Annotated in this window: 14 protein-coding genes; 9 read left to right on the top strand and 5 right to left on the bottom strand. The window is 38.6% G+C overall.

The genetic code is table 11. The features are described from left to right. Positions 1-2: 2 nt before the first annotated feature. From aroB to LG377_RS00420, 3 genes are read right to left on the bottom strand one after another with little or no spacing between them, the layout of a single operon-like run. Complete coding sequence (gene aroB, locus LG377_RS00410) at positions 3-1,091, bottom strand: 3-dehydroquinate synthase (RefSeq protein ID WP_225742762.1); 1,089 nt, start codon at positions 1,089-1,091, stop codon at positions 3-5. A gap of 17 nt (positions 1,092-1,108) precedes the next feature. After that, positions 1,109-2,149 (bottom strand): 3-deoxy-7-phosphoheptulonate synthase, encoded by a 1,041-nt coding sequence (aroF, locus tag LG377_RS00415; RefSeq protein WP_225742763.1) that lies wholly within the window; start codon positions 2,147-2,149, stop codon positions 1,109-1,111. Positions 2,150-2,167: 18 nt separating this feature from the next. Further along, positions 2,168-2,704, bottom strand: a complete 537-nt coding sequence (locus LG377_RS00420; RefSeq protein ID WP_225742764.1) for a hypothetical protein — start codon at positions 2,702-2,704, stop codon at positions 2,168-2,170. A 687-nt stretch (positions 2,705-3,391) separates the two neighbouring features. Between LG377_RS00420 and aroE the strand changes: the two genes are divergently transcribed. Genes aroE through LG377_RS00440 form a run of 4 tightly spaced genes read left to right on the top strand, consistent with a single transcriptional unit; the run spans position 3,392 to position 6,004 of the window. Then, a complete protein-coding gene (gene aroE / locus LG377_RS00425) occupies positions 3,392-4,207 on the top strand; it encodes a shikimate dehydrogenase (protein WP_225742765.1) in 816 nt (271 codons plus the stop codon). After that, positions 4,204-4,725 carry a shikimate kinase gene (locus tag LG377_RS00430; RefSeq protein ID WP_225742766.1) on the top strand — a complete coding sequence of 174 codons (522 nt, stop codon included), beginning with the start codon at positions 4,204-4,206 and terminating at the stop codon, positions 4,723-4,725. Before aroE ends, LG377_RS00430 begins: the two co-directional genes overlap by 4 nt. Continuing rightward, positions 4,722-5,156, top strand: coding sequence for a type II 3-dehydroquinate dehydratase (gene aroQ / locus LG377_RS00435; RefSeq protein WP_225742767.1), 435 nt, complete (start codon positions 4,722-4,724; stop codon positions 5,154-5,156). The genes LG377_RS00430 and aroQ overlap by 4 nt, the downstream gene beginning before the upstream one ends. A gap of 11 nt (positions 5,157-5,167) precedes the next feature. Beyond that, on the top strand, positions 5,168-6,004 hold the full coding sequence (locus LG377_RS00440) for a prephenate dehydrogenase (RefSeq protein WP_225742768.1): 837 nt from the start codon (positions 5,168-5,170) through the stop codon (positions 6,002-6,004). Positions 6,005-6,049: 45 nt separating this feature from the next. Here the strand turns inward: LG377_RS00440 and LG377_RS00445 are convergent, their stop codons facing one another. Both LG377_RS00445 and trpS read right to left on the bottom strand, forming a co-directional pair. After that, entirely contained in the window at positions 6,050-6,556 is a 507-nt protein-coding gene (locus LG377_RS00445; RefSeq protein WP_225742769.1) for a GNAT family N-acetyltransferase, read from the bottom strand. A 79-nt stretch (positions 6,557-6,635) separates the two neighbouring features. Then, positions 6,636-7,649, bottom strand: coding sequence for a tryptophan--tRNA ligase (trpS, locus tag LG377_RS00450; protein ID WP_225742770.1), 1,014 nt, complete (start codon positions 7,647-7,649; stop codon positions 6,636-6,638). A gap of 304 nt (positions 7,650-7,953) precedes the next feature. Between trpS and LG377_RS00455 the strand changes: the two genes are divergently transcribed. From LG377_RS00455 to LG377_RS00475, 5 genes are all read left to right on the top strand, one after another. Then, positions 7,954-9,135 (top strand): glycosyltransferase family 4 protein, encoded by a 1,182-nt coding sequence (locus tag LG377_RS00455; RefSeq protein WP_225742771.1) that lies wholly within the window; start codon positions 7,954-7,956, stop codon positions 9,133-9,135. A gap of 14 nt (positions 9,136-9,149) precedes the next feature. After that, positions 9,150-10,166 (top strand): glycosyltransferase family 4 protein, encoded by a 1,017-nt coding sequence (locus LG377_RS00460; RefSeq protein ID WP_225742772.1) that lies wholly within the window; start codon positions 9,150-9,152, stop codon positions 10,164-10,166. A gap of 241 nt (positions 10,167-10,407) precedes the next feature. Continuing rightward, positions 10,408-11,373: a MoxR family ATPase gene (locus LG377_RS00465; protein ID WP_225742773.1), complete on the top strand. Its 966-nt coding sequence runs from the start codon at positions 10,408-10,410 to the stop codon at positions 11,371-11,373. Continuing rightward, positions 11,370-12,410, top strand: coding sequence for a DUF58 domain-containing protein (locus tag LG377_RS00470; RefSeq protein ID WP_225742774.1), 1,041 nt, complete (start codon positions 11,370-11,372; stop codon positions 12,408-12,410). The genes LG377_RS00465 and LG377_RS00470 overlap by 4 nt, the downstream gene beginning before the upstream one ends. Then, entirely contained in the window at positions 12,407-14,809 is a 2,403-nt protein-coding gene (locus LG377_RS00475; RefSeq protein WP_225742775.1) for a transglutaminase-like domain-containing protein, read from the top strand. The genes LG377_RS00470 and LG377_RS00475 overlap by 4 nt, the downstream gene beginning before the upstream one ends. The last annotated feature ends 7 nt before the right edge of the window (positions 14,810-14,816 follow it).

The following is a 14,816-nucleotide window of genomic DNA, read 5'->3' on the forward strand; positions in this document are numbered from 1 at the left end:
TGTCACGGTTTGATTCCTCCTGCTTCAAGTATACTGAAAAACTGTCGATCTGTTTTGATCCTTCGTGCTTGTCCGATTGTATCTAAGACAATCACATTCAAACTACCTTTAAAATTCTTTTTATCTTTTTCTATATAAGGTAAAATTTCAGCGTAATCTGCTGGTTGTTCTAACTTTGTCGGTAATTGGTGGTTTTCAAGAATCTTGATGATTTTTTCTGTTGTTCCAGCTTTTGTTAATTGTTGTTCTTCTGCGATTCTGGATAGTTCAACCATTCCAATCGCTACACCTTGACCGTGTGAATAAACTTCATAATGGTAGTAAGCTTCGATGGCATGACCCAAGGTATGTCCAAAGTTCAGTAACATACGTTCACTTGTGTCTTTTTCATCTTCTTGGACGACCATTTTCTTTATTGTACAGCACGTCTCAATCACCCATTCGATTTGATTCATTACTTCTTCTCTTGAAGACATTTCCATCAAACGATCAAATAGAGTCTGGTCTTTGATACATCCGTACTTGATGACTTCTGCCATACCATCTGCGAATGCCTGGTCTGTTAAGGTCGTTAAAACCAGTGGATCGATCAGAACGAGTTCAGGGTGATAGAAAGCACCGACCAGATTTTTACCTTCTGGCAAATCTACACCGACTTTTCCACCAACACTACTATCTACTTGTGCTAGTAGCGTTGTCGGGATCTGTACAAAAGAAATGCCTCTCAAGTAAGTTGCAGCTGCAAACCCTGTAATGTCTCCCACTACACCGCCACCAAGTGCAATAATTAAATCACTTCTGGTCAAGCCAAATTCAATCAATTGACTGAATATAGCTGGCATGGAACTAAAGGTCTTGGTTTGTTCTCCTGGTGGTAAGACAATGCACTGAACTTCGAATCCTGCTTTCTTTAATTGATTCAAAACAATTTCTCCATAGTGTGTATGGACTGTCTCATCTGTTACGATCATAATTTTTTGACCGTTGAATAGCGCAGAAATTTCTCTACCAACCTGATTCAATAGGTTTTTCTCAATTTTTAATACATAACTTGTCTCCTGAGCAGGAACTTCTACGATTAATTCAGGCATGTCTTCCCTCCTTTAAATTATTTAGATAAGATTGTTGATGCTGCTTGAATGGAACGTCCTTCGATTTCAGCTAGTTTGCTTGCTTTGATCATTAATTCTTCAAATTCGTCCGGTGTTAGACACTGTTCCCCGTCACTCCATGCATTTGCTGGATCATCGTGTACTTCAATCATAAGACCATCTGCCCCAGCAGCGATACCTGCTTTTGCTCCAGCTTCAACCAGGTAGGACATTCCACCTGCGTGACTTGGATCTATAATAATAGGCAAGTGAGATAATTTTTTGATAACTGGTACTGCTTGAATATCTAGTGTATTCCTTGTTTCTGTTTCAAATGTACGAATACCACGTTCACACAAAATGACATTTTCGTTTCCTTCAGACATGATGTATTCAGCTGACATTAACCATTCTTGGTATGTTGCAGATAGGCCTCGTTTTAACAAGACAGGTGTCTGTGTTTTGCCGACTTCTTTTAAAAGATCGAAATTTTGCATATTGCGGGCGCCGATTTGGATCATATCAACAGAGTCAACGAACTCGTCAATCCATTTAGTCGACATCAATTCTGTAACGATTGGTAGACCCGTTTCAGCTTTAGCTGCTTGTAGCATTCTCAAGCCTTCTAATTCAAGTCCTTGGAAGCTGTACGGAGAGGTTCTAGGCTTGAATGCTCCACCTCTTAGGAAGTTCGCTCCGGCAGCTTTGATGCGTTTGGCAACGTGAATGATTTGTTCTTCACTTTCCACTGAACAAGGTCCAGCGATGATGCCTAATTGTCCGCCACCGATTGTTTCGTTGTCAATTTTTATAATAGAGTTTTCTGGATGGAACTTTCTGTTTGCACGTTTGTAAGGATCTTCTACACGTACGATTTGGTCGACCTCTTTCAATGCTTGTAACTGATGAGTGTCGATGCTACTAGTATCTCCAATCAATCCTAAGAAGTCTCTTTTAATATCTGAAAAATGACTAACGGATACACCTTTTGCTTCAAGTCTTGCTGTAATATCCTTCACTGCTGCTGCGGTTGTATCTTGTTTTAATACGATGATCATGATCATTCTCCTCTTTTTTTAAATAATTTTGTAAAGACACCAGACCATTACTGGTTCATATCGTTCTTCTACTTTGTATTCAGGGTTTTTCTCTTTTTCAAACACGTCCTCACTAATGATGGTATACTTCAAGTTTTTCTTACAAAAAGCTGTCCATGCTTTGTATTTACTGTCTGTATATGTGATCAGTGTTGGATCTTCGATCGATTCCAAATACTTTTTCAAAAAAATAGTGGTAGCCGGATGAATCATTGCTGTGTTTTCGGAATGACTTTTATTTCTAACCAGTACCATAGGCTTCGTTTTTTTCTGAAAGACTTCAACAAGTTCTATTTTGTCCCAGTAATCATAATTAAACTCTTTCCAACCGTATTCCTTTCGAGCGCTTTTAAAGGCAACTGGGAATAGTACGTGTTCTCCTTTCAACGATTCAATCTTATGAATCAAGTTGTCAAAGGACGGATATGCGACAATGTCATCTTCTTCTGACTTGATTAAAGATTTAGCTGCTGCATAACTATCTGTACTTTCTGGACCTAATGTATGAATCCTCATTTGTGCATCCCTCACTATTTCTTTAAATGTAGGTGGTTTCTCTCTTAACAGACTTTTCAGTACGATTGAACAACATTTTTAGCTTTGCTTCGAACGGGCTTGCCTGACGGCTGTTATAACTACGCTCGCTGTCGCTCGCCTAGTGCTTTGCCTGTAACTCGCTTCGCTTCGAACAGGCAAAGCAAAAACGCCGCATTCGAGTTCTCTTTTTGGGAGAAGTTCGAATGCGGCGTTGGTTAAATTCACTCATAAAATGTTACTTAATTTTTACTTGTGCGCCCCATTCGATTTCTCGTGAAATCTATGGGACGCTGTTGTCAGCAGCTTAAAGCTCTTCAGCCTCCATAGATTTGATCCTAAAGAAGCTAAAGTAATAACTATTCAATTGTGGAGCCATTGCGATTTGTGATTGTAGTTGTCTATTCATCTCAATTTCTCTCCTCAATCAATTAGTATCAGCTGTTGTTCAACTGTGACCCAATACTAGCAATTAGATTTATCCTTGTCAACAGTCATTCTCAAAAAATCTCAAATATTTTTTTAATGTTCTTTTTCAAATTCTCATTTTTCAGCTCAACCATAAGGGTTTATTACCGAATTTATCTTCGCAAAAAAAATTCTATTTGTGTTTTATTTTTCTTTTGTCTATACTTCAAACCAATATATGGATTACGAAAGGAGTTTATCATGCACTTTTACGGTTTATTTGGAGAATCACTCTCCCATACTCTTTCTCCAGCTCTACATAAACGAATCTATCAAAAGCTTGGAATCGATGCTGCTTATAAAGCTTTCGCATTCAAACCAGACCTTCTTGAACAAGCCGTTTCTGGAGTACGCGCCTTAACAATCAATGGCGTGAATGTCACGATTCCCTATAAAGAAAAGGTCATTCCTTATCTCGATGAACTCGATTCCTTTGCTGAAAAATTGAATGCTGTTAATACGATAGAACATATAAACAACAAATTAATCGGACATAATACAGACTATGCAGGTTTTGGTTTGATTTTTGAAAGACGCAATTGGACTATTGAAAGTAAAACGGCTATGATTTTGGGAACAGGCGGTGCTGCAAAGATTGTTGAAACGTACCTCCTTGATCATGGTATTGATCACCTCATTATCGTTTCAAGATCTCCTGAACGATTCGAGAACACTGATAAAAACACCTATACCAATTATGAATCGTTGTCTTCTTATAACGGAGACTATCTCATTAATACGACACCTATTGGTATGTATCCAGATATTGCGTCTTCCCCTTTGGATGCGAGCGTTGTTCATCAGTTTGATACAATTATAGATTTAATTTACAACCCAGAAATGACTACTTTGTTGCAATTAGGTGTCCAGCAACATAAGCAAGTCGCTAATGGATTAGATATGCTAGTTGGACAAGCTGTCAAAGCAGTTGAAATCTGGGAAAACTGCACAATCGAGAACAGCCTAGTCGATGAACTGATCGATTACTTTCAAAATAAAGTGAGTGAAACAAAGTGAAAACAAATATCGTTTTAATCGGTATGACCGGATGTGGGAAAACAAGCTTCGGTAAAACATTAAGTATCAAATTAGACCGTCCTTTTCTTGATACAGATGAAATTATTGAAGATACAACCCGTCAGACGATACCAGAATTATTCAAGATTGGTGAACCTCATTTTAGAACAATCGAAACAACGATTTGTCAGCAAGTCGCTTCCGAGTCTTCCTATAGTATTATCTCATGCGGTGGTGGTGTGATCTTAAAAGAAGAAAATGTACAGGCACTCAAAAAAACTGGATGGATTGTATTTATCGATCGACCTGTAGAGAACATTGTTAAAGATATTCAACTGGATCATCGGCCTTTATTAAAAGAGGGTGTCAACAAACTATACCAATTATATGATGACAGAATCGATCTTTATCGTTCTGCTGCTGACTTTATTGTTGAGAATCACTCCGATGAAGCTTATGTGCTAACAACAATTGAAAAAAATCTTCCTGAAACCATTAAAAAAGGAGTAAGCAAATGAATTTACTGATCCTCAATGGACCGAATTTGAACTTTCTAGGTATCCGTGAACCGGATGTCTATGGTACTCAGACTTTAAAAGATATAGAAGATCATATTGAGCAATATGCTACCAAGCTTGGCCATCATTGTACTTTTTTTCAAAGTAATTCTGAGGGTGCCCTTGTTGACCGCTTGCAACAAGCCCATATGGATGAAGTAGACGGTATTATTTTTAATCCAGCGGCTTATACACACTATAGCTATGCGATTCACGATGCCATTAAAGCCATCTCTGTCCCTACTGTAGAAGTCCACCTGAGTGCGATTCATGCTAGAGAGTCATTCAGAAAAGAATCAGTTGTGGCACCAGCTTGTATTGGGCAGATTTCTGGATTTGGTCCTACAGGTTATGCACTAGCGATTCATGCTTTAGAAGAAAAATCCGTTTAAAGGAGTTTGAAATGAAAATTGCACTTATAGGCTTAGGCGCAATCGGGGGCTCATTTGCTATGGGCCTCAAAGCGGCAGGATACAAAGACGTTTACGGCGTGGATCTTGATCCAGAAACGATTGCAACTGCAGAAAAAGAAGAGCTGATTATTAAAGGTTATACTGATGCAAAAGCACTCTTACCTGATATGGATCTTGTGCTGCTTTCGCTTTATCCAAATCAGATTCCGAGTTTTGTAAAAGAACACCGTGACGTATTCAAACCTTCTGTAGTTTTAACAGATGTTACGGGCGTTAAAACAGCCATTATCAACCAAGTCATGGAGCTCCTACCAGAATCAGCCGATTTTATTTTCGCTCATCCTATGCGCGGAAGTGAAAAAAAGGGGATTTCTGGAGCTGATCATAAAAGATTTATTGGAGCGAATGCGCTCATCACACCGATTCCTTCTAATAAAGAAGCTAACCTTGCACTGGTGGAACAACTATACCAGGATATCGGGTTTGAAAGCCTCTCTCGGGTCTCTCCAGAACTACATGATGAACAAATTGCTTACGTTAGTCAGTTGATGCATGCGCTCTCTGTTGCTGTAGTCAACAGTACTCAAGCATCTGAAGAGACATTAACTTTTGCAGGAAATAGCTTCAAAGAACTTACCCGCATCGCAGATATCAATGGTGACTTATGGAGCGAACTTTTTTTGAATAATCGTTCTGCTCTCTTAAATTCTATCGAAGCATTTGAAAACGAACTCGACAAACTCAAACAAACATTAGTCGAAGATGATGAGGTAGCTTTAAAATCTATTTTCAAAAAAGCCAGAACTCAGAGAAGAGATTGGTACTAAAAAGAGGATCCTCTACTTAAATCGGTAGAAGATCCTCTTTTTAAATTACTTTTTTAATGTTGAAAACACGTAAACGTCTTTCCCTTTCAAATTCACCGTTTTCTTGATCTGCATCCCATTTTCTTCTGCAACTTTTCTTGAACCTTTATTTCCTACTTGAACCAAAGAAATGATCTCATCTAAGTGTAGTTGCTGTTCTCCAAATGTTCTCAAAGCCGTCGCAATTTCTGTAGCGTAGCCATTTCTCCAATGTTCTTCCGCAATCCAATATCCGATTTCCATATAATCTACGCCTTCTACAGTTTGCGGGAGAAACCCAGCCTGGCCAATCGGTGTTCCTCTATCTTTTAACTCGAGGACTTTCAGTCCCATATACTGATTTTTTTCATATAACTTGAACATTCGTCCTAAAGCAGCTTTTGTTTGTTCTCTTGTATACACTTCTCCTATACCTATGTACCTTACAACCTCTGGATTAGAAGTTAACGCATAAAGGAACTCGAAATCTTCTTCTGTATAGTCTCTGAGTCTTAATCTTTCTGTTTCTAGCATACAAACGCCCACTTTCTTTAGAATATAAAAAATACACAGAGACGCTTGAATGCGCCTCTCGTGTATCTTTTAAACTGATTTATTTGAAGTAATTGATTCCCATAGCATTTTTCACTTCATCAAGTGTCTGTGCAGCGACTTTTTCTGCTTTCTCACTGCCGGCTTTAAGCATAGCTTGAACGGCATCCAAATCTTTTGAAGCTTCTTCTCGGCGTTCGCGAATCGGTTGTAGTTTAGCTTGAAGTACATCGTTCAAGTAACGTTTGATTTTAACGTCGCCTAATCCACCTTTTTGGTACTGGTCTTTCAACTCTTGGACTTTTTCTGTATCGTCATCGAATACATCAAGATAAGTGAATACAACGTTCCCTTCGATCTGGCCCGGATCTTCGACTCGAATATGATTCGGATCTGTATACATGCTCATAACTTTTTTCTGAATATCATCTGCTGAATCTGACAAGTAAATGCCGTTATTGAGTGATTTGCTCATTTTACCTTTGCCATCGATTCCAACTAATCTTCCATGTCCTTTTGGCGGCAAAATGATATCTGGTTCAATTAAAGCATCTGTATGATAAATTCTATTGAAGTCACGCGCAATTTCTCTTGTCTGTTCCAGCATCGGTCTCTGATCTTCTCCAACTGGTACGTGTGTTGCTTTGAAAGCTGTGATATCGGCAGCCTGGCTGACAGGGTACATAAAAAACCCCGCAGGTATGCTTTCATTGAAGCCTTTTTCTTGAATTTCAGATTTCACTGTGGGGTTTCGGTTCAACCTGGATACTGTAACAATATTCAAGTAATACATCATTAATTCAGCTAATTGAGGAATCTGTGACTGAATAAAAATGGTTGTCTTTTCTGGATCTAACCCCACTGCAAGATAATCAAGTGCCACTTCTGTTACACTTTTCTGAACTTTTTCAGGTGTTTTAGCGTTGTCTGTTAAAGCTTGCTGGTCAGCAATCATAACATAAACATGGTTATCTGGATCTTGTTGCATTTTCAAACGATTTTGAAGAGATCCTACATAATGTCCTAGATGCAATTTCCCTGTAGGACGGTCTCCTGTCAAGATAATTCTTTTCATAAATCCTAGCTCCTTAATGTTGTAATTGGCTTTTACTTATTGTATCGTAACCATACTATATAAAACAATGTAGAATCTGTTTATTTTAAAGAACTTTCTACCCTTTCATACAACCAAAAACCAGTCTAAGGTCTGATGTAAAATGAGTTGGATAAGGGTACAGTAATAATAGCATCATTCACACATAGGAACATTCTTACACGTACTTTTAACAATTCGTAAAATTTGCGTGATAATTTTGAAATTCAGTCTATTTTATAGAATTTTTAGAGTATAATGAAGACAATCAATTTTGGAGGACGATATGAAGATATTAATTACAACAGAATGGTACACTCCAACTGTTAACGGTGTAATCACTTCTATTATCAACCTAAAAGAGATTTTGACAGACATGGGACACGAAGTCCGCATACTGACTCTATCAGAAAAATCCAACTCTCATATAGATGAAGAGCAGGGGTTATATTCAATGCCTTCTTATGGTGTCGGAAAAATTTATCCCGGTGCACGAGTGGCTTTGACGATGGATGATGATGTGTTGTCTCATATTGTGGACTGGAACCCTGACGTTGTTCACACTCAGTGTGAGTTCAGCACGTTTAGAATCGCGCGTAGAATCTCTCAGACTCTGATGATCCCAATAGTGCATACATATCACACTGTCTATGAAGATTATACGCATTATTTTTCACCAAATAAAAAATGGGGCAAAAAGGCTGTTGCTTTATTCAGCAAAAGAGTCTTGAACCATTCTGATGCTGTGATTGTTCCGACAAAAAAAGTCGAATCTCTTTTAAAAGGATACAAGGTAAATCAGCCTGTACATGTGATTCCTACTGGTCTGGATTTAGAGAAATTCAATAAGCCAGTTGAACAGAAAGAGATTACAGCATTGAGACGCTCTCTTTCTATACCTGATGATTGTTCCGTACTTGTCAGTGTCGGAAGAATCGCTAAAGAAAAAAATCTGGAAGAAATTATTTCTTATCTTAAAGAGCTTGATGATCCGAAACTTCGACTCCTAGTCGTTGGAGATGGCCCTTACAGAGAAACACTGGAGGCCTTTATTGATGAAATAGACGCTCGTGCCTTTGTAGTCTTCGCCGGCATGGTCGATCCTAATGAAATTGCCACTTACTATCAGGCAGGAGATCTTTTTGTCAGTGCGTCTACTAGTGAAACACAAGGTCTTTCTTATATCGAAGCCCTTGCAAGCGGCGTATTTGCTTTATGTAGAAAAGATGATTGTCTAATTGACGTAATTGAAGATGGAGAGAATGGATTCCAGTATACTCAATTTTCTGAATTCAAGTCTTCTCTTTATACCCTACTAACGCAAGATGATTTTGATCATTCAAAAAAACTGGCAGCACAAAACAAAATCGAAGAAACGTACTCTATCGAAGCTTTTGGAAAAAGTGTGGAACTGGTCTATTTAGAAGCTATCAGAACCCATACGCATCAGCACGTTTTCTCTCTTTAGGAATGAGGATTTAATTGGAACACTTCAACAAGAAAGTCTTACTGTATAAAGGTTCAGAAAAAGTCATCACTCAAAGTGGGATTGGTGAAGCACTTCGTCACCAGAAACAAATGTTAGAATCCCTCAATGTAGCTTATACTGAAAATTCTAAAGAAGACTATGACGTAGTGCATTTGAATACGATACTTCCCGACTCCGTATTTATGGCGAAAAAAGCTCGTAGAGATGGGAAAAAAGTCATCTATTATGGACATTCCACTATGGAAGATTTTAGGAATTCTTTCCGTGGATCCAATATGATTGCGCCACTTTTCAGAAAATGGCTGCAGTATTGCTACCGCCAAGGAGATATCGTTGTCACACCAACAGAGTATTCTAAAAAGCTTTTACTGAATTACCGTTTAAACAGACCCATCGTTTCTTTATCGAACGGAGTCGATACTACTTACTTCACTAAAGTATCTTCTAATGGTGCGCGTTTTAGAAAGCAGTATCACTTGGCTGAAGACCAGAAAGTCATTGTTTCCGTTGGACACTTGATTGAACGTAAAGGTATCCTAGACTTTTTAGCCTTAGCTAAACAGTATCCTGAATACTTGTTTTTCTGGTTTGGACATACATCAAAGTCTCTTATGACTCGTGCCGTGCAAAATGCCATTAAACAAGCTTCAGATAACGTACGATTTCCCGGATTCATTTCTTCTTCTGAATTACGAGATGTCTATTCTGGTAGTGATTTATTTCTATTCATGACGCATGAAGAAACAGAAGGTATTGTACTGCTAGAAGCTTTAGCCAACGAAATTCCTGTATTGGTTAGAGATATCCCAATTTATAAAGAGTGGTTACCCGATAAGACAGTGGTTTATAAAGCAGCCACTCCAGAAGGATTCAAAAAAATACTTCCTCTGATTTTAGAGAAAAAATTACCCTCACTGACTACACCAGGTCGCCAAGCTGCTGAACAGCTTGACCTTAAGAAAGTGAGCCTTGATCTAGCTATTATTTACAAAAAATTATTCAATGATTAACCGTTAACAATTGGATTTATATGAAAGAGAGAAAGTTTTGAGGTTGACTCGATACTTTCTCTTTTTTTATCTAAATAGAATAAATACCCCTTTTAATTGAATTGATTATTTATAATTTTACTAAGGTTGCATGTTTCTCATTGTATTCTTATCTCATTCTATTTACAATTATATAAACATATTCAACTGGTTTGATTTTCGATCTTATTCTTTTAAATCAGTAATTCAGGAGGCTATACCTTTGACTTATTCAGTACAAACAGAGCAATCTATTGCAAAATTACATACATTAATTGATACCGTCGATCAAATTGTAATCGGTAAAAAAGACGTTACCCGATATACCTTGATTGCCATGCTAGCGGGCGGTCATGTCCTTTTTGAAGATATTCCCGGTGTAGGTAAAACGCTCCTGATCAAAACGATTGCCAAGTGTTTGGAAGCTGATTTCTCACGAGTGCAATTCACACCAGACTTAATTCCTTCTGACATTATCGGCTTTTCCGTACCCAACATGCAAGATGCTCAATTCGAGTTTCGGCACGGCCCATTGTTCAATCAAATCGTACTAGCAGACGAAATCAATCGTACTTCTCCTAGAACACAGGCGGCCATGCTAGAAGCCATGTCTGAGAAACAAGTAACACTTGATGGTAAGACCCATTTATTACCGGACCCTTTCTTTGTTTTGGCTACTCAAAATCCTATCGACTATGAAGGAACCTATCCTTTACCTGAAGCGCAGCTCGATCGATTTCTTTTTCAACTTTCTTTAGGATACCCTAGTAAAGAACAGGAAATCCGAATGCTCGAATCCCCAGATCAATTAAACTCGATAGAACAGTTACAACCAATTTTGTCTTTAAACGAATTCAATACGCTTAAAGAGCTGGTGAAATCTGTTTATGTCAATCCACAACTGCTGGATTATATGATTATGCTTGTTGACCGTACTCGTAACCATTCTGAACTTAGACTCGGTATTAGTCCGAGAGGAACCCAGTATTGTTTAGCTGCTGCACGCGGACAGGCTCTTTTAAGTGGTCGTGATTATGTCACCCCGCAAGATATCTTATCCATTATTAAACCTTTATTCAGACATCGCCTTTTATTTGTAAATAGGATGACCGCTCAAGCAATTGATGCCTTTATTGACGAACTAATCAGTCAGGTAGATATTCCTACTAAAATCAGGAGCACGAAATGAAGCAGCGTTTTATCAATTGGCGTGGATTAATGTTCGTATTACTGTACTTTTTTATCATTCTTTACACATTAACGTTTCCTTCTTCTGTATCCTGGTTTATTTTTTATAGCTTTTCATTTGTTCTACTTGTCGCGTTTTTTTCATCTCGCCTGAAGATTTATTTCAAGAATATCCAATGGGTTGTTACGGAAGATAATCGTTTAGACCTTTCTTTTACCCTTTACCGGAGATGGCATCTCTTATTTTTATTGTCTTCGTTTGAATTGATTTTAACCGATCAACAAGGCAAACAGATTTTTCAGACGGTTTATCCGGATTTATTTTTAAAAAATCGCTCCGAGTTTCGTGCTTTATCTCAACATATGACTAGAGGCCATTATGAACAGCTGACGGTTCAGACCCGAGGACTCGGTTTGTTTGGTTTATTTAGACATCGTTTTACACATTCGCTTTCTGTAGACTTTGCAATTTATCCAAAAAAAGCGCCACAAGAACGAATATTAAACCTCTTATCTGAACAAGCCATTCGCTTAACAGATTTAGATTCTCTCTCCCATGCCTTTGAAGTGAAGGAATTAAGAGCTTATCAACCTCGTGACGCAATTGGCTCTATTGATTGGAAGTCGAGCCTGAAGCGGGAACAGTGGATGATCAAAGAATATGATCGTGAAGACCACCTATCTATCAGTTTGTACTTTGTAGGCTTCTCTTCTTCACAATTTGAAGACTTGCTCAGTTTAGCCTACAGTCTGGATCAGTATTTATCTGCTTATTCCAAAAATGACCTTCACTTACTAGGTTCATTTAACGGACAAACTGATAAACGCAGTCAACCTTATGATTATCTAACCATTCAACCAAGTGAGGATGATCAGCGCTTACTCAAATTGCTAGGTCCTTTGGATACGTTTAAAACGACTATTTTGATTATAGCGCCACGGAATATGTCATTTCCTGATACGATCAAAAATACGCCCAATCTTTTTATTTTAGATGAGCGTCAATTGGATTCACTGAAAGGAGGCTCTGAAGATTGAAAACTTATATCAGCTCTTTATCAGAATGTATTCGTTCTTTACTAATAGGATTGGTTCATAGTTTTTTAATTCTTCCTGTACTTTTTTTATTTTTACGGATCAATGAATTGTCTGGTTTTGAATCTATTGTCCTCTTTTTCGCAATCACTCAGTTGACGACTGCCTTTTTCAAAAAATGGTGGATGTACTTTGTAGTCCAGATCGGTGTGATTCTCGTCTTTCTTTATCGGTCATTTCCGTCTTTGACTCTTGAAGCATCGCTGACTAAGTGGCTCTTTAACTTATGGCAATTGGGACAACAAGAATGGAATCAAGTGATTACTGGAAGTACGTCTTCCGTACCCTTATTTCTCGCTATTTTAGCCCTATTTGTGTTAGCAACTTTACTAACCTTTACCACGATTCGTCAAAATTTTGCTTATCCATCCTTTCTTGTCGCTTTTGGTTATCTCATGATTTTACACACCTTTACAAGTTACGCGATTCTTTCTCAGGCGGTAACCGTTATTGGGTTTGGTATGCTCTTGATTGGTCTTACAAAACTGAATCAAAGCCAGAGTAATCGGTACTTTTTTAAACTTTCTACTTTGACGAGCCTTCTCACCGGTGCATTGGTTGGATTGGCTTACTGGGGAGTCGATTGGTTTATGCCTTCTCAGGAATGGGTTGAAATTAGTACGATCGGTTATCAAAACAGACTCGAAAGTCGTGGTTTTTTTGACTGGATTGATGCCCAGTCTCCAGGTTCAAGATACCGCCAGACTGGCATAGGGACCAATGACGAACAATTGGGTGGTCCCTTGAGAAAAGACTACACGCGACTATTTCAAGCGTATACTCCAGAACCTAATTACTGGAAAGTCTTGCATCGCTGGAATTATACTGGCGAGGGCTGGGGCAGTTCCCCCGCGGGACTATCAGAAGAAGTCTATTCTCCTTATGAACGAAGAGATTATGAAACTTCTACCTTGGCTGCTGCTGATGTTTCTGAAGGCGGTGTGCTCACTACTGCTTCTGTTGATTGGCAGGCTCCAATTGAGTACATTGCTTATCCTTATGGATGGACAACCATAGAAATAGACGCTGATCCTGTAGACTATTCTCTGTCTTACAATTACTCAACCGAGTACAATAATGTCCAAGACAAAGAAGGCCTACTGGAAGGATACAAGGTAGATTACGACTCCAGTTTCCCGGACCGGCTGGATGAGGCTCAACTCCGAGAAGATGACGGTTGGAGAATGTTATTCTGGGAAGAAATGTCTAGCCAGCCACTAGACGATACGCTGATTGAATCAGGTGATCAGTCGCTTGCTGAATGGATGTCTCTAGCTGCCCCAGAAGGCGTTCAACTTCCACTAGATTTCCCACAACGCGTGAAAGAGCTAGCACAAGAACTAACCGAGGGAATGAATAGCGAATATGAAATGGTTCGAGCTATAGAATTGTATCTGAAAAGTGAAGGTGGTTTTCGGTATAGTTTAAGAGATACCGCTCAAACACCGTCAGGAGAAGATTATGTTGAACATTTTCTATTTGAAACAAAAGTTGGCTATTGTGATAATTTTTCCAGTGCAATGGTTACCATGCTGCGTTCTATAGGGATTCCCGCTCGATGGGTCAAAGGATTCACTCCTGGAAGTAGCCAGACTAATGCTGATGGAGAACAATATTATCAAATCACCAATTCGAATGCTCATTCTTGGCCGGAAGTCTATTTTCCAAGTACTGGATGGGTCCCTTTTGAACCTAGTCCTTCCTTTGCTAATCCGATCACACGAACAGAAGACGATGTTTCTCCTGAAGATGACCGTTTTTCTTTCGATGATCAAGCTGTAACATTGGAAGATCTTGAAGCAGATACAGACACTGCAGTCGACGAAACTACTGAAGAAGAAGCACTATCTGAAGAAGTCGGAGAAGAATCAATAGAGGATCCCATAGCTGAAGAAGAAAGCGAAACAGAAGAAGCAGAATCCCCTGATCGTTCTCCGCTTTCTATCGTTACATTTATGCTTATGATCTTCAGTCTGATCTTATTCGTATTTAGTACATTGTATTTCTCACTACACTTGCGTTTAATGACTTGGTTACTAAAAAAAGCGATTCAAGGCAATAAGATTTCTCTTGAAAAAGCCTGCCATTGGACATTACGATTATTTGATCAGAAGCAAAAAAGGTCAAAAAGTCAGACAGTTCATGACTATGTGACTGTATTCCAAACGCTGACAAAAGAAGATGCAGAGATATTATCTGAATTCGTTGCACTAACAGATCACACTTTTTATAGTAAAACGATCTCGGTTTCATCTATTTCTGCTCTACAAAAAGAAACGTTAATTAGTACACTGGACGTTTTAGCAAAGAGTCTTAAAAGAAAAAACGGAGTCAACAAATAAAAGCAGC

The organism is Marinilactibacillus sp. Marseille-P9653 (assembly GCF_916618885.1).
GTDB lineage: Bacteria > Bacillota > Bacilli > Lactobacillales > Carnobacteriaceae_A > Marinilactibacillus.

Excerpts from the sequence above, each read along its gene's own strand:
- LG377_RS00440 (WP_225742768.1), top strand. The coding sequence starts at position 5,168 with ATGAAAATTGCACTTATAGGCTTAGGCGCAATCGGGGGCTCATTTGCT.
- aroB (WP_225742762.1), bottom strand. The coding sequence starts at position 1,091 with ATGCCTGAATTAATCGTAGAAGTTCCTGCTCAGGAGACAAGTTATGTA.
- LG377_RS00470 (WP_225742774.1), top strand. The coding sequence starts at position 11,370 with ATGAAGCAGCGTTTTATCAATTGGCGTGGATTAATGTTCGTATTACTG.
- aroQ (WP_225742767.1), top strand. The coding sequence starts at position 4,722 with ATGAATTTACTGATCCTCAATGGACCGAATTTGAACTTTCTAGGTATC.
- aroE (WP_225742765.1), top strand. The coding sequence starts at position 3,392 with ATGCACTTTTACGGTTTATTTGGAGAATCACTCTCCCATACTCTTTCT.
- LG377_RS00420 (WP_225742764.1), bottom strand. The coding sequence starts at position 2,704 with ATGAGGATTCATACATTAGGTCCAGAAAGTACAGATAGTTATGCAGCA.
- trpS (WP_225742770.1), bottom strand. The coding sequence starts at position 7,649 with ATGAAAAGAATTATCTTGACAGGAGACCGTCCTACAGGGAAATTGCAT.
- LG377_RS00445 (WP_225742769.1), bottom strand. The coding sequence starts at position 6,556 with ATGCTAGAAACAGAAAGATTAAGACTCAGAGACTATACAGAAGAAGAT.
- aroF (WP_225742763.1), bottom strand. The coding sequence starts at position 2,149 with ATGATCATCGTATTAAAACAAGATACAACCGCAGCAGCAGTGAAGGAT.
- LG377_RS00455 (WP_225742771.1), top strand. The coding sequence starts at position 7,954 with ATGAAGATATTAATTACAACAGAATGGTACACTCCAACTGTTAACGGT.